Genomic DNA, 16,037 nt, shown 5'->3' with positions numbered 1-16,037 from the left:
TCGTAGAATGACCCTCGCCGAACGCAGAATTTGAGTGGAGAAAACCATGAGTGCAGTCCAGAGCGTAGGCCCCAAGGACCTGCCAGCGTTGCAGGAGCAGGTCGAAGCGATCATCGCCGAGGCGAGCCGGCAGGGTGCCAGCGCCTGCGAAGTGGCGGTATCGCTGGAGCAGGGCTTGTCCACCACGGTGCGCCAGCGTGAGGTCGAGACGGTAGAGTTCAACCGTGACCAAGGCTTTGGCATCACCCTCTATGTTGGCCAGCGCAAGGGCTCGGCCAGCACCTCGGCCAGTGGGCCGGAGGCAATTCGCGAAACCGTTGCCGCCGCCTTGGCCATTGCCAGGCACACCTCCGAAGACGAGTGCTCGGGGCTGGCTGATGCGGCGCTGATGGCGCGCGAGATCCCTGACCTGGATCTTTACCATGACTGGGATCTGGAGCCCGAGAAAGCCATCGAGATGGCGCTGGCCTGTGAGGCTGCGGCATTCGACGCTGACCCACGCATTCTCAACGCCGATGGCACCACCCTCAATACCCATCAGGGTTGCCGTGTCTATGGCAACAGCCATGGCTTCATCGGCGGCTACGCATCGACCCGGCACAGCCTGAGCTGCGTGATGATCGCTGAAGGTGAAGGCCAGATGCAGCGTGATTACTGGTATGACGTCAACCGCCAGGGCCAGCTGTTGGCCGACCCGCGCAGCATTGGCCAGCGCGCGGCACTGCGAGCAGCCAGCCGACTCGGTGCGCGTCCGGTCAAGACCTGCGAAGTGCCGGTGCTGTTCTCCGCCGAACTGGCGGGTGGTCTGTTCGGCAGCTTCTTGTCGGCCATTTCTGGTGGCAACCTGTACCGCAAGTCGTCGTTCCTCGATGGTGCCATTGGCCAGCGTCTGTTCCCCAGCTGGCTGACGCTGGATGAGCGCCCACATATTCCGCGTGCCCTTGGCAGCGCGGCATTCGACGGTGATGGCCTGGCGACTTATGCCAAGCCGTTTGTCGATAAAGGGGAGCTGGTGTCTTACCTGCTGGGTACCTATTCCGGTCGCAAGCTCGGCTTGCCAAGCACGGCCAATTCCGGCGGCGTGCATAACCTGTATGTCACCCATGGCATCGAAGATCAGGCGGCACTGATCCGGCGCATGGGGCGCGGTTTGCTGGTGACTGAGCTGATGGGCCATGGCCTGAACATGGTCACGGGCGACTACTCGCGCGGTGCTGCAGGTTTCTGGGTTGAGAATGGCGAGATCCAGCATGCGGTGCAGGAAGTGACGATTGCCGGCAACATGAAAGACATGTTCCAGCAGATTGTGGCGATTGGCAGTGATCTTGAAACCCGTAGCAATATACACACGGGCTCGGTGTTGATCGAGCGGATGACCGTTGCAGGTAGCTGAATTGTCAACGCGGTAAGCAAAAACCTCGGAACCCGGCCACTGTGCCGGGTTTTTTTTGCTCAACCTGCGCTTGAAGTGATTAAGGTTATCATTTAATAATGAAAATCATTACCCAAGTGCTTTGGTGATGATGTTCATGAAACCTGCCCTGCGCGAACTGCCCTACCTGGAAAACTGGCGCTGGCTCAGCCGGCGCATCCGCTGCGCGCTCGAACCTGACGAGCCGCGCCTGATCGAGCACTACCTTGCCGAAGGCCGCTACCTGGTCTGCTGCACGGATACCTCGCCATGGACGGTGGCGCTGACCTCTTTCCGCCTGCTGCTGGATACCGCCTGCGATCGCATGCTGCCATGGCATTGGCGTTGCCAGTGCCTGGATCAGGCCTGGCGCCCCCTGCTTGAACTGCGCAACCTGGACCGCCTGGATCAGAACCAGCGCTGGCAACCCTACGCCCTGCAACTGGCCAATTGCCGGTTGCTGCCGTCCATTCCTCCCGATGAACTGATGCAAGGATTTGATGATGAGTGATACCCGTATCGAGCGTGACAGCATGGGTGAACTGCAGGTGCCGGCCCTGGCCCTGTATGGCGCTCAGACCCAGCGCGCGGTCGACAACTTCCCGATCAGCGGCCAACGTATGCCGGCCCAGTTCATTCGTGCTCTGCTGCTGGCCAAGGCTGCGGCAGCCAAGGCCAACATCGAGCTGGAGCAGATTTCCGCCGCCCAGGGCCAAGCCATCGTCAAGGCGGTCGAGCACCTGCTCGCCGAGGACTTCATCCAGCACTTCCCGGTGGACGTGTACCAGACTGGCTCCGGCACCAGCTCGAACATGAATGCCAACGAGGTGATCGCCACCCTGGCCAGCCGCCTGCTCGGTGAGCAGGTCAGTGCCATCGACCACGTCAACTGCGGCCAGAGCAGCAACGACATCATCCCGACCACCATCCATGTCAGTGCCGCACTGGCGCTGCATGAGCAGTTGCTGCCCGCCCTGGCTCACCTGGTTGAGGTGATCGAGGCCAAATCGGTGCAAGTGCATCAGTACGTGAAGACTGGCCGTACCCATCTGATGGATGCCATGCCGGTGCGCATGAGCCAGGTGCTCGATGGCTGGGCAGCACAGATCAAAGGCGCCAACGCGCACATCGAAGCGACCCTGCCGAGCCTTCAGGCCCTGGCCCAGGGTGGCACTGCCGTTGGCACCGGGATCAACGCCCATCCGCAGTTCGCCGCAAGCTTTGCCCGTCAGCTGAGCGGCCTCACCCAGGTCGAGTTCACCCGGGGACAGAACCTGTTCGCCCTGATCGGCTCCCAGGACACCGCCGTGGCGCTGTCCGGCCAGCTCAAGACCACTGCCGTGGCACTGATGAAAATCGCCAACGACCTGCGCTGGATGAACTCCGGCCCGCTCGCCGGCCTCGGTGAAATCGAACTGCAAGGCCTGCAGCCTGGCTCCTCGATCATGCCGGGCAAGGTCAACCCGGTGATCCCGGAAGCCACAGCCATGGTGGCCGCCCAGGTGATCGGCAACGACGCGACCATCGCCATTGCCGGCCAGTCGGGCAACTTCGAGCTCAACGTGATGCTGCCGGTGATTGCCCGCAACCTGCTGGAGAGCATCGAGCTGATGGCCAATGCCAGCCGCCTGCTGGCCGACAAGGCCATCTCCAGCTTCAAGGTCAATGAGGGCAAGCTCAAGGAAGCCCTGGCGCGCAACCCGATCCTGGTCACCGCGCTGAACCCGATCATCGGCTACCTCAAGGCCGCTGAGATCGCCAAGACCGCCTACAAACAGGGCCGGCCGATCATCGACGTGGCGCTGGAGCATACCGACCTGTCGCGCGATCAGCTCGAGGCGCTGCTGGACCCGGAAAAACTCACCGCTGGGGGCATCTGACCCCCGTCAGCGCCCAGGAGACATGTCATGCAGCACTGGAAACGCACCACCGAGGCCGCTAACTGCCTGTTCGAACAGGGCGAGCTGGTTGATGCCCGGGAGCTCTACCTGCAAGCCCTGGCTCTGGCCCAGGTGCTGTTCGAGCGCTGGCATGACGTCGATGAAGCGGTGGCGGCGTTCGTCATCGCGCATCACAACCTGGCCGACCTGCACCTGCGCCTGAACCAGCCGCAGGAGAGCGCCGACTACCTGTGCGCCGCTCACCAGCGCCTGCTCCAGGCCAGCCACGAAGCGCGCTTGCCGCAGGCGCTGCGTGATGCTGCGCTGCGTCACAGCGGGCGCACTTACACCCAATTGCTGAGCTTCATTGCCGAGTACGGCCAGTATCCGCGCACCGAGCGCCTGCTCGATCGCCAGGCGCCTTTGGCCAGTGAACTGGCTGCCCAGCCGGGCCTGCCGCCCCCAACCCCAGCTTACGGAATCCATTGATATGCCTCATACCTTGCCTGCGCTGCCTTATGCCTACGATGCGCTGGAACCGCACATCGATACCCAGACTATGGAGATCCACCACACCAAGCACCACCAGACTTACGTCAGCGGCCTCAATGCCGCGCTCGAAGGTACCGAGTGGGCTGAATGGCCGGTTGAAAAGCTGGTTGCTGCGGTCAAACAGTTGCCGGAGAACCTGCGAGGCGCGGTGACCAACCATGGGGGTGGTCACGCCAACCATTCGCTGTTCTGGAAGGTCATGTCGCCCATAGGCGGTGGCCAGCCACAGGGCCTGGTGGCCAAGGCCATCGAGTCTGAACTGGGTGGTTTCGAGGCGTTCAAGGAAGCTTTCACCAAAGCTGCGCTGACCCGCTTCGGCAGCGGCTGGGCCTGGCTCAGCATGACCCCTGAGCAGAAACTCGTGGTGGAAAGCAGCGGCAACCAGGACAGCCCACTGATGCATGGCAACACACCGATCCTCGGCCTGGATGTGTGGGAGCACGCCTACTACTTGAAGTACCAGAACCGTCGCCCGGAATACATTGGGGCTTTCTACAACGTAATTGACTGGGCCGAAGTGGAACGTCGTTATCTCGAAGCCAGCCAGTGAGTCGGACCGGTATGCGCTCAGAGGTGATGTCGGTCAGTAGTGTGCGTCTGTTCCGGCTGGCGCTGGGTACTTTGCTGCTCTTGGTTGGCACAGCCTTGCTGGTGGCCCGGGGTATCGCCTGGTTGGACCTGGACCCGCGCATGCTGCGCGCACTGGAGGGCGGCGCATTGTGCGCGCTGGGAACTGCACTGGGCGCGGTACCGGTGCTGGTGATTCGAAACATGCCGGTGGCCCTGGCCGATACCTTATTGGGTTTCGGTGCCGGTGTGATGCTGGCGGCCACCGCTTTCTCGCTGATAATCCCTGGGCTGGATGCCGCTCAGTCCATAGGTTTCAGCCCTTGGGGCGCGGGTGGCCTGATCAGTGCCGGTTTACTGTTCGGTGCGATGTGCCTGTTCGTGGTCGATCTTAAAGTCTCAGGTGCTTCGCCCGAGGCCTTGGTCGGCAACGAGAGGCAGCCGGTGATCGCGGCGCGAATCTGGCTGTTCGTGATCGCCATCATCGGCCACAACATTCCCGAAGGCATGGCTATCGGTGTGTCGGCGGGCGGTGGCATGGCCGACGCTGACAGCCTGGCCATGGGTATTGCCTTGCAGGATGTACCCGAAGGATTGGTCATTGCGCTGGTGCTGGCAGGGGCGGGGATGCCGCGGTTCAAGGCGTTTCTGATTGGTGCAGCGTCGGGGTTGGTGGAGCCACTGGCAGCGGTGATCTGTGCCTGGCTGGTGAATGTCGCCGAATTGCTGCTACCGCTGGGCCTGGCCTGTGCGGCAGGGGCGATGTTGTTGGTGGTGACCCAGGAAATCATCCCCGAGTCGCGCAGCAATGGGCATCACCGTTTGGCCAGCCTCGGGCTGTGCGTGGGTTTTTGCCTGATGATGGTGATGGATACGGCGATGTCTTGAATTGGTATTGACGGCCCTATCGCCGGCTTGCCGGCGATGAGGCCAGCCTGAATTTGAGGTGGCTTATTCGCCTTCGTCGAAGTAGTTGTTGATCAACGCCACCAGTGCGTCCAGCGCATCGCTGTCCTGCTCACCCTCGGTGTGCAGGTGCACCTGGGTGCCTTTGCCAGCCGCCAACATCATCACGGCCATGATGCTCTTGCCGTCCACCAGCTTATCGGGCGCGCGGCCCACCCGCACCTGGCAGGGGAACCGCCCGGCTACTCCGACGAACTTGGCGGCCGCCCGGGCATGCAGGCCCAGCTTGTTGATGATGGTGATTTCGCGGGCGGGCATCGTGGTGCGGATCCTGTGGGCTAGAGGTCGCGGTGGCGGACCTGGACGTTTTTCAGGGACTGTTGCAGCAGTTGGCCGAGGCGCTCGGTGATGTACACCGAGCGGTGGTGGCCACCTGTGCAGCCAATGGCGATGGTGACGTAGGCGCGGTTGCTGGCGGCGAAGCGGGGCAGCCATTTGAGCAGGTAGGTCGAGATGTCGGTGAACATCTCTTCGACATCCGGCTGTGCGGCAAGGTAGTCGATAACCGGCTGATCCAGGCCTGAATGCTCACGCAGTTCGGGCTTCCAGTACGGGTTGGGCAGGCAGCGCACATCGAAAACCAGGTCTGCATCGACCGGCATGCCACGCTTGAAGCCGAACGATTCGACCAGGAATGCAGTGCCGGGCTCGGGCTGATTGAGCAGGCGCAACTTGATCGAGTCGCGCAGTTGATAAAGGTTGAGGCTGGTGGTGTCGATCTTCAGGTCGGCGAGGTCGGAGATTGGCCCCAACAGTTCGCTTTCCACGCGAATCGCTTCGGCCAGTGAGCGATCCGCATTTGTCAGCGGATGACGCCGGCGCGTTTCGGAGAAGCGCTTGAGCAGCGTGTCCTCGTCGGCGTCGAGAAACAGCACATCGCACTGGATATGTCGGCCACGCGCTTCAGCGAGCAGTTCAGGGAAGCGTGACAGGTGGCTGGGAAGGTTGCGGGCATCAATGGACACTGCCACTTTCGGCTGCAGCAACTCTGTATGGATCAACGCGTTTTCCGCCAACTGCGGCAGTAAACCGGCAGGCAGGTTATCGATACAGTAAAAGCCGTTGTCTTCCAGCACATCGAGGGCGGTACTCTTGCCGGAGCCGGACCGGCCGCTGACGATGATCAGGCGCATGTTCAGTGCTCGTTCTGTGCGTCCAGGACTACCTGGTACAGGGCCTCGCTGCTGTTGGCGGCACGCAGGCGCTCGCGAACTTCCTTGCGATCCAGCATGCTGGCGATCTGGCGCAGCAGTTCCAGATGGGCGTCGGTGGCAGCCTCCGGCACCAGAAGGATGAACAGCAGGTCGACTGGCGCGCCATCGATGGCGTCATAGTCGATCGGAGCATCCAGGTGCAGCAGGGCACTGACGGGAGAAGTGCAGCCTTCGAGTCGGCAGTGGGGTATGGCGATGCCATTGCCGAAGCCTGTGGAACCGAGCTTTTCGCGACCGATCAGCTTTTCGAAGACGTCTTGCATCTCCAGCTCGGGTACTTGATCGTGAATAAGTTTGGCGACCGTTTCCAGGGCGCGCTTCTTACTGCCGCCCGGCACGTTCACCAAGGAACGGCCGGGGGTCAGGATGGTTTCAAGTCGGATCATGGATGAGGGGATCAGCGGGCGGCTGCACCTTGCAGCAGACTTTGCTGTTTTTCCTTGTGTTTTTTCAGTTGGCGGTCGAGCTTGTCGGCCAAGGCATCGATCGCTGCATACATGTCTTCGTGTTCGGCGTTGGCAACCACTTCACCGCCTGGAATCTGCAGGATCGCTTCGACCTTCTGCTGCAGCTTCTCGACTTTCATGATGACCTGCACGTTGGTGATCTTGTCGAAGTGACTTTCCACCCTGGCGAGTTTTTCAAGCACGTAATCGCGCAGCGGCTCGGTGACTTCTACATGCTGTCCACTGATATTGACTTGCATACAGCTTCTCCTTTGTTGCCCGTGCATAAAGAGGCAGGTCTTGCACCTGCCCCACAAACGCTGTGGCAGATCCGAGGGGCTACATCAGTCGCTTGCGTTCGCTCGACGGTGCGATGCCGAGAGACTCGCGGTACTTGGCGACGGTGCGACGGGCTACCTGGATGCCTTGTGCCTCCAGTAAACCAGCGATCTTGCTGTCACTCAATGGCTTTTTCTGATTTTCCGCCGCAACCAGTTTCTTGATGATCGCGCGGATTGCCGTGGACGAGCATTCTCCGCCCTCGGAGGTGCTGACATGGCTCGAGAAAAAGTATTTCAGTTCGTAGATGCCGCGTGGCGTGTGCATGAATTTCTGCGTGGTCACCCGCGAGATGGTCGACTCGTGCATGCCCACGGCTTCGGCGATGTCATGCAGTACCAATGGTTTCATTGCCTCGTCGCCGTGGTCCAGGAAGCCGCGCTGATGCTCGACGATCTGTGTGGCGACTTTCATCAGCGTTTCGTTGCGGCTTTGCAGGCTCTTGATGAACCAGCGTGCTTCCTGCAACTGGTTGCGCATGAAGGTGTTGTCGGCGCTGGTGTCGGCCCGGCGGACGAAACCGGCATATTGCGGGTTGACCCGCAGACGCGGGATCGCTTCCTGGTTCAGTTCGACCAGCCAGCGATCGCTGTCCTTGCGCACGATGACATCGGGCACCACGTATTCCGGCTCACTGGACTCGATTTGCGATCCCGGGCGCGGGTTGAGGCTCTGAACCAGTTCGATGACCTGGCGCAGCTCGTCCTCCTTGAGCTTCATGCGGCGCATCAGCTGGCTGTAGTCGCGCCCACCCAACAGGTCGATGAACTCGGTGACCAGGCGCTTGGCCTCGGCCATCCATGGAGTGCTTGCCGGTAGTTGGCGCAGTTGCAGCAACAGGCACTCACCCAGGTTGCGTGCACCGACACCTGCAGGCTCGAACTGCTGGATACGGTGCAGCACCGCTTCGACTTCGTCCAGCTCGATATCCAGCTCCGGATCGAAACCGGCGCAGATCTCTTCGATCGTGTCTTCCAGATAACCTTGGCCGTTGATGCTGTCGATAAGGGTGACTGCGATCAGACGGTCGGTATCGGACATCGGTGCCAGGTTCAACTGCCACAGCAGGTGGCTTTGCAGGCTTTCGCCGGCTGATGTGCGGGTGGTGAAGTCCCACTCGTCGTCATCGTTGCTCGGCAGGCTGCTGGCGCTGGTCTGGTAGATGTCTTCCCAGGCCGTGTCGACCGGAAGCTCATTGGGGATGCGCTCGTTCCACTCACCGTCTTCCAGGGTCTCGGCACTGGTGGTGCTTTCCTGAAAGCTGTTGTCCTGGACTTCGGCGGCCGGCTTGCTCTCGGCGTTGTCCGCCATCGGGTCGCTGTTGTCGAAGTCTTCGCCGTCTTCCTGACGTTCGAGCATCGGATTGGACTCCAGCGCTTCCTGGATTTCCTGCTGAAGGTCCAGGGTAGAGAGCTGGAGTAGGCGGATGGCCTGTTGCAACTGCGGGGTCATCGTCAGTTGCTGGCCCATTTTTAGGACGAGCGATGGTTTCATGGCAGGGGCTAATACCTTGTTCGCCGGCGCGCATGCGCCATCCACTACACGAGGGCGCCGGAGCGCCAATTTCAAGCAAGTTTTATGCCTTAAATTGTAGCGTTTGCCTAGAGCACTGTAACAACTTAAGCCCATTCAAGGCTGTAAAACCAGTGCTCCAGGCGCGTCCCTGAATCAGAGTCGGAACTCGTGGCCCAGGTAAACTTCCTTGACCAGTTCGTTGGCCAGGATGGTCTGCGCATCGCCCTCGGCGATCAGTTGCCCGTCATTGACGATATAGGCGGTTTCGCAGATGTCCAGGGTCTCGCGGACGTTGTGGTCGGTGATCAGTACGCCGATGCCCTTGGCCTTGAGGTGGTGGATGATCTGCTTGATGTCACCGACCGAAATGGGGTCGACGCCAGCGAAGGGTTCGTCCAGCAGGATGAACTTGGGGGCGGTTGCCAGGGCGCGTGCGATCTCGACACGGCGACGCTCGCCGCCGGAAAGGCTCATGCCGAGGTTGTCGCGGATGTGGCTGATGTGGAACTCCTGCAGCAGGCTTTCCAGCTCCTTGCGGCGGCCCTCACGGTCGAGCTCCTTGCGGGTCTCGAGGATGGCCATGATGTTGTCGGCCACCGACAGCTTGCGGAAGATCGAGGCTTCCTGTGGCAGGTAGCCGATGCCGGCGCGTGCGCGCCCATGCATGGGCTGGTGGCTGACATCGAGGCTGTCGATGAGTACGCGCCCCTGGTCGGCCTGTACCAGGCCGACGATCATATAGAAGCAGGTGGTCTTGCCGGCGCCGTTGGGGCCTAGCAGGCCGACGATCTGGCCGCTGTCGATCGACAGGCTGACGTCACGCACGACTTGGCGCCCTTTGTAGCTCTTGGCCAGGTGTTGGGCTTTGAGGGTTGCCATTTACTCGGCCTTCTTCTTCGGCTGGATCACCATGTCGATGCGCTGACGTGGCTGAGTCACGTTGCCGCCGCGACCGGCGGTCGCAACCTGGGACTTGGTGTTGTAGACGATCTTTTCGCCTTCGGTGGTGTTGCCTTCGTTTTCGACCTTGGCGCGGTCGGTGAGAATCACTGTGTCCTTTTGTGCCTGATACTGGATGGTCACGGCCCAGCCTTTCATCTTGTCAGGCTTTGCAGCGCTTTGCTGCTGCTCGAAATAGGCCAGGTTGCCCACCGAAGTGACCACGTCGATGTCACCGTTGGCGGCGCGGGTCATGGTCACGGTATTGCCTTTGATCATCATCGAGCCCTGAGTGATGATCACGTCACCGGTGTAGGTGGCTACGCCTTGCTTGTCGTCCAGGTGCGCGTTGTCGGCCTGGATGCGGATAGGCTGGTCACGGTCGGTCGGCAGGGCGAAGGCGCTCGCGCTTCCCAGTGCTGCGCTCAGGCTGAGCAAAAGGGGGAGGGTTTTAACGAGCCTCATACTGTCCTCTTACGTTAGAGAGCAGGTCCATCCTGCCTTCTTTCAAATACGCTTTCATTCCTTTGCCCGTAGTTGTGCCACCGGCGCCGTCGATTCTAACGGCTTGCTCGGTCTGCGCATATTGCTTCTGCGGGAACACGGTCATGCGTGAGCTGGTAATGATGGTCTCACGCTGCTTTTCATCGGTGCGGGCCACGCGCACCTTGTCGATCAGCTCGACTTCGGTGCCGTCCGGGTTGACCTCGGCGCGCACGCTCTGTATGTGCCAGGGGTATTCGGTGCCCCGGTACATATGCAGGTCGGGCGTGGTCACCAATGTGACCTCGGTGGCCTTGAGGTGTTCGACCTTGTCGGCGGTCATTTCATACTGCAACTTGCCATCGGGCAAGAACTGTACGCTGTGGGCGTTGATCGCATAATAGTCGATAGCGCTTTCGTCCACCGGTGCTACCGGCTTGTCGAGGAAGCTCTCGGGGCTGACATTCCAGTAGCCTATTGCCGCCAGCATGGCGGCGATTACCGCGAGCAGCGCAATATTGCGGGCTTTCTTGCTGAGCATGGGCAACCTACAGGTAGTTGGCGTTGGCAGCGTCCAGGGTGCCCTGGGCCTGCATGATAAGCTCACAGAATTCGCGAGCGGCACCCTCGCCGCCGCGTGCCTGGGTCACGCCGTCGGCATGCTGGCGAATGAAGTGCGCGGCATTGGCCACGGCCATACCCAGGCCGACCTTGCGAATGACCGGCAGGTCGGGCAGGTCGTCGCCCAGATAGGCGACCTGCTCATAGCTTAGGCCCAGTTCGGCGAGCAGGCCGTCGAGCACCACCAGTTTGTCTTCGCGGCCCTGAAACAGATGTGGAATGCCGAGGTTTTTCGCTCGACGCTCGACCACCGGGGTTTTGCGCCCGCTGATAATTGCCGTGGTCACGCCCGAAGCCATCAGCATCTTGATGCCTTGGCCGTCAAGTGTGTTGAACGTCTTGAATTCGCTCCCATCTTCGAGGAAGTAAAGGCGGCCATCGGTGAGCACACCGTCCACATCGAACACGGCAAGCTTGATGGCCTTGCCGCGCTGCATCAGGTTCTGGGTCATTTGCGTCGTTCTCATTTACATCACGCCTGCGCGCAGCAGGTCGTGCATGTTCAGGGCACCGACCGGGCGGTCGTCCTTGTCCACCACCACCAGGGCGCTGATCTTGTGGTCTTCCATGATCTTCAGTGCTTCGGCGGCGAGCATCTCGGCGCGGGCTGTCTTGCCGTGCACGGTCATGACTTGGTCGATCAGGGTGGTGTGCACGTCGATGTTGCGGTCCAGGCTGCGGCGCAGGTCACCGTCGGTGAAGATCCCGGCCAGCTTGCCGTCCGCTTCGGCGACCACGGTCATGCCCAGGCCTTTGCGGGACATTTCAAGGAGGGCGTCCTTGAGCAGTGTGCCACGTTGTACCTGGGGCAGCTCGGTGCCAGCGTGCATGACGTTCTCGACCTTGAGCAGCAGGCGACGGCCCAGTGCGCCACCGGGGTGCGAAAAGGCGAAGTCTTCTGCGGTAAAGCCGCGCGCTTCGAGCAGGGCAATGGCCAGGGCGTCGCCCAGCACCAGTGCTGCCGTGGTCGAGGAGGTGGGCGCCAGGTTCAGCGGGCAAGCCTCATGGGCGACACGGGCATCGAGGTTGACCTCGGCGGCCTGGGCCAGCGGGGAGTCGGGGTTGCCGGTCATGCTGATGAGCTCGATGCCAAGGCGCTTGATCAGCGGCAGCAAGGTGACGATTTCGGCAGTGCTGCCGGAATTGGACAGGGCCAGGATGATATCGCCACGGGTGATCATGCCCATGTCGCCATGGCTGGCTTCGGCTGGATGCACGAAAAACGCCGGCGTGCCGGTGCTGGCCAGGGTTGCGGCGATCTTGTTGCCGATGTGCCCTGACTTGCCCATACCGACCACCACGACGCGGCCCTTGCTCGCCAGGATCAGCTCGCAGGCCTTGACGAAGTTGGCATCGATGCTGGCCGTCAAGCCTTGTACGGCCTCGATTTCCAGGCGCAGGGTGCGCTGGGCGGACTGGATCAGCTCACTGGATTGGCTCATGTCGAAAAGCAATGCCTGATGAAAAGGCGGCGATTATAGCCGCAATGGAAGAAAGCCTCACCCTTTCGATTGAGCAATGAAAAGACATCGGAGCCTGTCGCTGGCCTGAACGACTCACTCCATGGCCTTGGGGCAGCCCTGTCAGCGGTGCTATAGTTCGCCGCTATTCGGCCCGCCAGGGGCGCGTGTGTCTTCAAGATGAGGGCCGGCGTCCATTAGGACATGGCTGTACTAGCAAGGAGTCTAGATGAGTGTGGATAGCGCCTACGCGGTCGAGTTGAAGGGCGTAACCTTCAAGCGCGGTTCGCGCAGCATTTTCAGCAATGTCGACATACGCATACCGCGTGGCAAGGTCACCGGCATCATGGGGCCGTCGGGTTGCGGCAAGACCACGCTGTTGCGCCTGATGGGCGCGCAGTTGCGCCCGTCCATTGGTGAAGTGTGGGTTGCCGGGCAGAACCTGCCGAGCTTGTCGCGCAGCGACCTGTTCGATGCGCGCAAGCAGATGGGAGTACTGTTCCAGAGCGGTGCCCTGTTCACCGACCTCGATGTGTTCGAGAACGTTGCCTTCCCGCTGCGCGTGCACACCCAGCTGTCGGACGAGATGATCCGCGACATCGTGTTGATGAAGCTGCAGGCCGTGGGCCTGCGCGGTGCCATCGACCTGATGCCCGACGAACTGTCCGGTGGCATGAAGCGGCGCGTGGCGCTGGCCCGGGCGATTGCGCTGGATCCGCAGATCCTCATGTATGACGAGCCGTTCGTCGGCCAGGACCCGATCGCCATGGGTGTACTGGTACGCCTTATCCGGTTGCTCAATGACGCACTGGGTATTACCAGCATCGTGGTATCCCACGATCTCGCCGAAACCGCCAGCATCGCCGACTATATCTACGTGGTTGGTGACGGCCAGGTGCTGGGCCAGGGTACGCCCGATGAGCTGATGGGCTCGGACAATCCGCGCATTCGCCAGTTCATGAAGGGCGATCCGGACGGCCCTGTGCCATTCCACTTCCCTGCGCCTGACTACCGCGCCGATTTGTTGGGGACGCGTTGATGCGCAGAAAATCCTTGCTTGAACGTATCCGCTTGTTCGGCCGCTCGGCAATCGACGTGTTGGCCGTGCTCGGGCGTTCCTGCCTGTTCCTGTTCCATGCACTGGTCGGCCGCGGCGGCATCGGCGGCGGCTTCCAGCTGCTGACCAAGCAGCTGTATTCGGTGGGCGTGCTGTCGCTGGCGATCGTCGCGGTGTCCGGTGTGTTCATCGGTATGGTGCTGGCGCTGCAGGGTTACAGCATTCTGACCAAGTATGGTTCGGAGCAGGCGGTGGGGCAGATGGTCGCCCTGACCCTGCTGCGCGAGCTGGGCCCAGTGGTCACTGCACTGCTGTTCGCCGGCCGGGCAGGCTCGGCGCTGACCGCCGAAATCGGCAACATGAAGTCCACCGAGCAACTGTCGAGCCTCGAGATGATCGGTGTCGACCCGCTCAAGTACATCGTTGCGCCACGCCTGTGGGCCGGTTTCATTTCGTTGCCGCTGCTGGCGCTGATCTTCAGCGTGGTCGGCATCTGGGGTGGCTCGTGGGTCGCTGTGGACTGGCTGGGCGTCTACGAAGGCTCGTTCTGGGCCAACATGCAGAACAGTGTTTCCTTTACCGACGACGTGCTCAACGGGCTGGTCAAGAGCCTGGTGTTCGCCTTCGTCACGACCTGGATCGCCGTATTCCAAGGGTATGACTGCGAGCCCACCTCAGAAGGGATCAGCCGTGCCACCACCAAGACCGTGGTTTATGCCTCGTTGGCTGTACTGGGTCTGGACTTTATTCTGACCGCCTTGATGTTTGGAGATTTCTGATGCAAAACCGCACCCTGGAAATCGGTGTCGGCCTGTTTCTGTTGGCCGGGATCCTGGCGTTGCTGCTGCTGGCTCTGCGTGTCAGCGGGCTATCGGCCAGCCCGAGCAGCGATACCTATAAAGTTTATGCCTACTTCGACAATATCGCCGGTTTGACGGTCAGAGCTAAAGTGACCATGGCCGGTGTGACGATCGGCAAGGTCACCGCCATCGATCTGGACCGTGATTCCTACACCGGCCGGGTGACCCTGCAGCTGGACGGAAAAGTCGACAATCTGCCGACGGACTCCACTGCTTCGATCCTGACCGCCGGTCTGCTTGGCGAGAAGTACATCGGCATCAGTGTCGGCGGTGAGGAAGAGGTGCTCAAGGAGGGCGCAACCATCCATGACACCCAGTCGGCGTTGGTACTGGAAGATTTGATTGGCAAGTTCCTGCTCAATACCGTGGGCAAGGAACCGAAAGAAGCACAACCGGCTAATTAAGGAGTTTCCATGATTTCGATCCTGCGACGTGGCCTGCTGGTCCTGCTGGCGGCCTTTCCCCTGCTGACAGTAGCGGCGCCCGGGCAGTCTCCGCACGATGTCGTGCAGGGCACGACCAATGAATTGCTGGGTGACCTCAAGTCCAACAAGGAGCAGTACAAGACCAACCCGCAGGCCTTCTACGATGCCCTCAACCGCATCCTTGGCCCGGTGGTCGATGCTGACGGTATCTCGAAAAGCATCATGACCGTGAAGTACTCGCGCAAGGCCACGCCCGAGCAGATGCAGCGCTTCCAGGAAAACTTCAAGCGCAGCCTGATGCAGTTCTATGGCAACGCCCTGCTGGAATACAACAACCAGGGTATTACCGTCGATCCGGCCAAGGTCGATGACGGCAAGCGCGCCAGCGTCGGCATGAAGGTGACTGGCAATAACGGCGCCGTCTATCCAGTGCAGTACACCATGGAAAACCTGGGTGGCGAGTGGAAGGTGCGCAACGTCATCGTCAACGGCATCAACATCGGCAAGCTGTTCCGTGACCAGTTCGCCGACGCCATGCAGCGTAACGGCAACAACCTGGACAAGACCATCGATGGCTGGGCCGGCGAGGTGGCCAAGGCCAAGCAGACTGCCGACACTTCGTCAGACAAGGCTGTGAAATGAGCGAGGGCGGCGTGAACATGGCCGAGCCGGGCGTGTTGCGCCTGGTCGGTGTGCTGGACTACCGCAGTGGCCCGGCCTTGCGCAAGCAAGGCAAGGCTCTGGTCGAGGCTTCCCGCGAGCCACGCCTGATAATCGATTGCACGGCGGTAGAAAAGTCTTCCAGTGTCGGCCTGTCGCTGCTGCTGGCGTTCATCCGCGATGGCCAGGCCGGCGGCAAGACCTGCGAGGTCCGCGGGATGCCCGACGACATGCGGGAAATTGCCGAGGTCTATGACCTCGATGAAGTGCTGGCGAGCTGATGGCTTGCCACTTATGGAGGCCCCTCGGTCAGCGCACGCCCTCGGTGGGCTTCGCAGGCGGGGGGCTTTTTTGTATGATGGCCGACCCGTGCGCATCGGGCGCCGATTGAGGTTGAGCATGCAGGCTGTAGAAGTTAAGAGCTTCCTTGAAGAAAAATTGCCGGGATCCCGGGTCGAAGTTGAAGGCGAAGGCTGCAACTTCCAGTTGAACGTGATCAGCGACGAGTTGGCTGGCCTGAGCCCGGTCAAGCGTCAGCAGGCGATCTATGCTCACCTTAATCCCTGGATCGCCAACGGTAGCATCCATGCGGTAACCATGAAATTTTTCAGCAGCGCAGCCTGGGCTGAGCGCACCTGAGCC

The 16,037-nt window shown here is 61.1% G+C and carries 22 protein-coding genes; 12 read left to right on the top strand and 10 right to left on the bottom strand.

What is annotated here, in order from left to right:
- The first annotated feature begins 46 nt into the window (after nt 1-46).
- The 6 genes from pmbA (at nt 47) to JET17_RS21700 (ending at nt 5,298) form a co-directional block, all read left to right on the top strand.
- Complete coding sequence (pmbA, locus tag JET17_RS21725; RefSeq protein ID WP_012316085.1) at nt 47-1,393, top strand: metalloprotease PmbA; 1,347 nt, start codon at nt 47-49, stop codon at nt 1,391-1,393.
- A gap of 127 nt (nt 1,394-1,520) precedes the next feature.
- Nucleotides 1,521-1,922, top strand: a complete 402-nt coding sequence (locus JET17_RS21720) for a FagA protein (protein ID WP_190273316.1) — start codon at nt 1,521-1,523, stop codon at nt 1,920-1,922.
- The gene (locus tag JET17_RS21715) at nt 1,915-3,291 is read left to right on the top strand and encodes a class II fumarate hydratase (RefSeq protein WP_012316083.1); all 1,377 of its coding nucleotides are present in this window, start codon (nt 1,915-1,917) and stop codon (nt 3,289-3,291) included. The genes JET17_RS21720 and JET17_RS21715 overlap by 8 nt, the downstream gene beginning before the upstream one ends.
- Nucleotides 3,292-3,318: 27 nt before the next feature.
- The gene (locus tag JET17_RS21710; protein ID WP_012316082.1) at nt 3,319-3,780 is read left to right on the top strand and encodes a hypothetical protein; all 462 of its coding nucleotides are present in this window, start codon (nt 3,319-3,321) and stop codon (nt 3,778-3,780) included.
- A gap of 1 nt (nt 3,781) precedes the next feature.
- Nucleotides 3,782-4,393 (top strand): superoxide dismutase, encoded by a 612-nt coding sequence (locus JET17_RS21705; protein WP_012316081.1) that lies wholly within the window; start codon nt 3,782-3,784, stop codon nt 4,391-4,393.
- 11 nt (nt 4,394-4,404) lie between these two features.
- Nucleotides 4,405-5,298: a ZIP family metal transporter gene (locus tag JET17_RS21700; RefSeq protein ID WP_012316080.1), complete on the top strand. Its 894-nt coding sequence runs from the start codon at nt 4,405-4,407 to the stop codon at nt 5,296-5,298.
- A 63-nt stretch (nt 5,299-5,361) separates the two neighbouring features.
- Here JET17_RS21700 and JET17_RS21695 read toward each other — a convergent pair whose 3' ends face one another.
- From JET17_RS21695 to JET17_RS21650, 10 genes are all read right to left on the bottom strand, one after another.
- Nucleotides 5,362-5,634, bottom strand: a complete 273-nt coding sequence (locus JET17_RS21695; RefSeq protein WP_012316079.1) for an HPr family phosphocarrier protein — start codon at nt 5,632-5,634, stop codon at nt 5,362-5,364.
- A gap of 20 nt (nt 5,635-5,654) precedes the next feature.
- Complete coding sequence (gene rapZ, locus JET17_RS21690) at nt 5,655-6,509, bottom strand: RNase adapter RapZ (RefSeq protein WP_012316078.1); 855 nt, start codon at nt 6,507-6,509, stop codon at nt 5,655-5,657.
- A gap of 2 nt (nt 6,510-6,511) precedes the next feature.
- The gene (ptsN, locus tag JET17_RS21685; protein ID WP_012316077.1) at nt 6,512-6,976 is read right to left on the bottom strand and encodes a PTS IIA-like nitrogen regulatory protein PtsN; all 465 of its coding nucleotides are present in this window, start codon (nt 6,974-6,976) and stop codon (nt 6,512-6,514) included.
- Nucleotides 6,977-6,987: 11 nt separating this feature from the next.
- Complete coding sequence (gene hpf / locus JET17_RS21680; RefSeq protein ID WP_012316076.1) at nt 6,988-7,296, bottom strand: ribosome hibernation-promoting factor, HPF/YfiA family; 309 nt, start codon at nt 7,294-7,296, stop codon at nt 6,988-6,990.
- Between the two features lie 79 nt (nt 7,297-7,375).
- Nucleotides 7,376-8,869: an RNA polymerase factor sigma-54 gene (locus tag JET17_RS21675; protein ID WP_012316075.1), complete on the bottom strand. Its 1,494-nt coding sequence runs from the start codon at nt 8,867-8,869 to the stop codon at nt 7,376-7,378.
- A gap of 174 nt (nt 8,870-9,043) precedes the next feature.
- The gene (lptB, locus tag JET17_RS21670; RefSeq protein ID WP_012316074.1) at nt 9,044-9,769 is read right to left on the bottom strand and encodes an LPS export ABC transporter ATP-binding protein; all 726 of its coding nucleotides are present in this window, start codon (nt 9,767-9,769) and stop codon (nt 9,044-9,046) included.
- Nucleotides 9,770-10,294, bottom strand: a complete 525-nt coding sequence (gene lptA, locus JET17_RS21665) for a lipopolysaccharide transport periplasmic protein LptA (protein ID WP_012316073.1) — start codon at nt 10,292-10,294, stop codon at nt 9,770-9,772.
- Nucleotides 10,281-10,853, bottom strand: a complete 573-nt coding sequence (gene lptC, locus JET17_RS21660) for an LPS export ABC transporter periplasmic protein LptC (RefSeq protein ID WP_012316072.1) — start codon at nt 10,851-10,853, stop codon at nt 10,281-10,283. The genes lptA and lptC overlap by 14 nt, the downstream gene beginning before the upstream one ends.
- Before the next feature lie 7 nt (nt 10,854-10,860).
- Nucleotides 10,861-11,385, bottom strand: coding sequence for a KdsC family phosphatase (locus tag JET17_RS21655; RefSeq protein ID WP_042111715.1), 525 nt, complete (start codon nt 11,383-11,385; stop codon nt 10,861-10,863).
- A 15-nt stretch (nt 11,386-11,400) separates the two neighbouring features.
- A complete protein-coding gene (locus JET17_RS21650; RefSeq protein ID WP_012316070.1) occupies nt 11,401-12,375 on the bottom strand; it encodes a KpsF/GutQ family sugar-phosphate isomerase in 975 nt (324 codons plus the stop codon).
- Nucleotides 12,376-12,622: 247 nt separating this feature from the next.
- Between JET17_RS21650 and JET17_RS21645 the strand changes: the two genes are divergently transcribed.
- From JET17_RS21645 to JET17_RS21620, 6 genes are all read left to right on the top strand, one after another.
- Nucleotides 12,623-13,432, top strand: a complete 810-nt coding sequence (locus JET17_RS21645; RefSeq protein WP_012316069.1) for an ATP-binding cassette domain-containing protein — start codon at nt 12,623-12,625, stop codon at nt 13,430-13,432.
- Nucleotides 13,432-14,229, top strand: coding sequence for a lipid asymmetry maintenance ABC transporter permease subunit MlaE (gene mlaE / locus JET17_RS21640; protein ID WP_012316068.1), 798 nt, complete (start codon nt 13,432-13,434; stop codon nt 14,227-14,229). The genes JET17_RS21645 and mlaE overlap by 1 nt, the downstream gene beginning before the upstream one ends.
- Nucleotides 14,229-14,714, top strand: coding sequence for an outer membrane lipid asymmetry maintenance protein MlaD (gene mlaD / locus JET17_RS21635; protein ID WP_012316067.1), 486 nt, complete (start codon nt 14,229-14,231; stop codon nt 14,712-14,714). Before mlaE ends, mlaD begins: the two co-directional genes overlap by 1 nt.
- Nucleotides 14,715-14,723: 9 nt before the next feature.
- Nucleotides 14,724-15,377 (top strand): MlaC/ttg2D family ABC transporter substrate-binding protein, encoded by a 654-nt coding sequence (locus JET17_RS21630; protein ID WP_012316066.1) that lies wholly within the window; start codon nt 14,724-14,726, stop codon nt 15,375-15,377.
- Entirely contained in the window at nt 15,374-15,676 is a 303-nt protein-coding gene (locus JET17_RS21625; RefSeq protein ID WP_012316065.1) for an STAS domain-containing protein, read from the top strand. The genes JET17_RS21630 and JET17_RS21625 overlap by 4 nt, the downstream gene beginning before the upstream one ends.
- Before the next feature lie 118 nt (nt 15,677-15,794).
- Nucleotides 15,795-16,034, top strand: a complete 240-nt coding sequence (locus JET17_RS21620) for a BolA family protein (RefSeq protein ID WP_003255121.1) — start codon at nt 15,795-15,797, stop codon at nt 16,032-16,034.
- Nucleotides 16,035-16,037 lie beyond the last annotated feature (3 nt).

It is taken from the genome of Pseudomonas putida (assembly GCF_016406145.1).
Classification (GTDB): domain Bacteria; phylum Pseudomonadota; class Gammaproteobacteria; order Pseudomonadales; family Pseudomonadaceae; genus Aquipseudomonas; species Aquipseudomonas putida_E.
The sequence above is the reverse complement of the archived record's forward strand: the minus strand, read 5'-3'. Positions and strand labels throughout refer to the sequence as shown.

Excerpts from the sequence above, each read along its gene's own strand:
- JET17_RS21715 (WP_012316083.1), top strand. The coding sequence starts at position 1,915 with ATGAGTGATACCCGTATCGAGCGTGACAGCATGGGTGAACTGCAGGTG.
- JET17_RS21620 (WP_003255121.1), top strand. The coding sequence starts at position 15,795 with ATGCAGGCTGTAGAAGTTAAGAGCTTCCTTGAAGAAAAATTGCCGGGA.
- JET17_RS21720 (WP_190273316.1), top strand. The coding sequence starts at position 1,521 with ATGATGTTCATGAAACCTGCCCTGCGCGAACTGCCCTACCTGGAAAAC.
- pmbA (WP_012316085.1), top strand. The coding sequence starts at position 47 with ATGAGTGCAGTCCAGAGCGTAGGCCCCAAGGACCTGCCAGCGTTGCAG.
- JET17_RS21625 (WP_012316065.1), top strand. The coding sequence starts at position 15,374 with ATGAGCGAGGGCGGCGTGAACATGGCCGAGCCGGGCGTGTTGCGCCTG.
- rapZ (WP_012316078.1), bottom strand. The coding sequence starts at position 6,509 with ATGCGCCTGATCATCGTCAGCGGCCGGTCCGGCTCCGGCAAGAGTACC.
- JET17_RS21705 (WP_012316081.1), top strand. The coding sequence starts at position 3,782 with ATGCCTCATACCTTGCCTGCGCTGCCTTATGCCTACGATGCGCTGGAA.
- JET17_RS21655 (WP_042111715.1), bottom strand. The coding sequence starts at position 11,385 with ATGACCCAGAACCTGATGCAGCGCGGCAAGGCCATCAAGCTTGCCGTG.
- JET17_RS21675 (WP_012316075.1), bottom strand. The coding sequence starts at position 8,869 with ATGAAACCATCGCTCGTCCTAAAAATGGGCCAGCAACTGACGATGACC.
- lptA (WP_012316073.1), bottom strand. The coding sequence starts at position 10,294 with ATGAGGCTCGTTAAAACCCTCCCCCTTTTGCTCAGCCTGAGCGCAGCA.
- mlaD (WP_012316067.1), top strand. The coding sequence starts at position 14,229 with ATGCAAAACCGCACCCTGGAAATCGGTGTCGGCCTGTTTCTGTTGGCC.
- mlaE (WP_012316068.1), top strand. The coding sequence starts at position 13,432 with ATGCGCAGAAAATCCTTGCTTGAACGTATCCGCTTGTTCGGCCGCTCG.
- hpf (WP_012316076.1), bottom strand. The coding sequence starts at position 7,296 with ATGCAAGTCAATATCAGTGGACAGCATGTAGAAGTCACCGAGCCGCTG.
- JET17_RS21650 (WP_012316070.1), bottom strand. The coding sequence starts at position 12,375 with ATGAGCCAATCCAGTGAGCTGATCCAGTCCGCCCAGCGCACCCTGCGC.
- JET17_RS21630 (WP_012316066.1), top strand. The coding sequence starts at position 14,724 with ATGATTTCGATCCTGCGACGTGGCCTGCTGGTCCTGCTGGCGGCCTTT.
- JET17_RS21695 (WP_012316079.1), bottom strand. The coding sequence starts at position 5,634 with ATGCCCGCCCGCGAAATCACCATCATCAACAAGCTGGGCCTGCATGCC.
- JET17_RS21710 (WP_012316082.1), top strand. The coding sequence starts at position 3,319 with ATGCAGCACTGGAAACGCACCACCGAGGCCGCTAACTGCCTGTTCGAA.
- lptB (WP_012316074.1), bottom strand. The coding sequence starts at position 9,769 with ATGGCAACCCTCAAAGCCCAACACCTGGCCAAGAGCTACAAAGGGCGC.
- lptC (WP_012316072.1), bottom strand. The coding sequence starts at position 10,853 with ATGCTCAGCAAGAAAGCCCGCAATATTGCGCTGCTCGCGGTAATCGCC.
- JET17_RS21700 (WP_012316080.1), top strand. The coding sequence starts at position 4,405 with ATGCGCTCAGAGGTGATGTCGGTCAGTAGTGTGCGTCTGTTCCGGCTG.
- ptsN (WP_012316077.1), bottom strand. The coding sequence starts at position 6,976 with ATGATCCGACTTGAAACCATCCTGACCCCCGGCCGTTCCTTGGTGAAC.
- JET17_RS21645 (WP_012316069.1), top strand. The coding sequence starts at position 12,623 with ATGAGTGTGGATAGCGCCTACGCGGTCGAGTTGAAGGGCGTAACCTTC.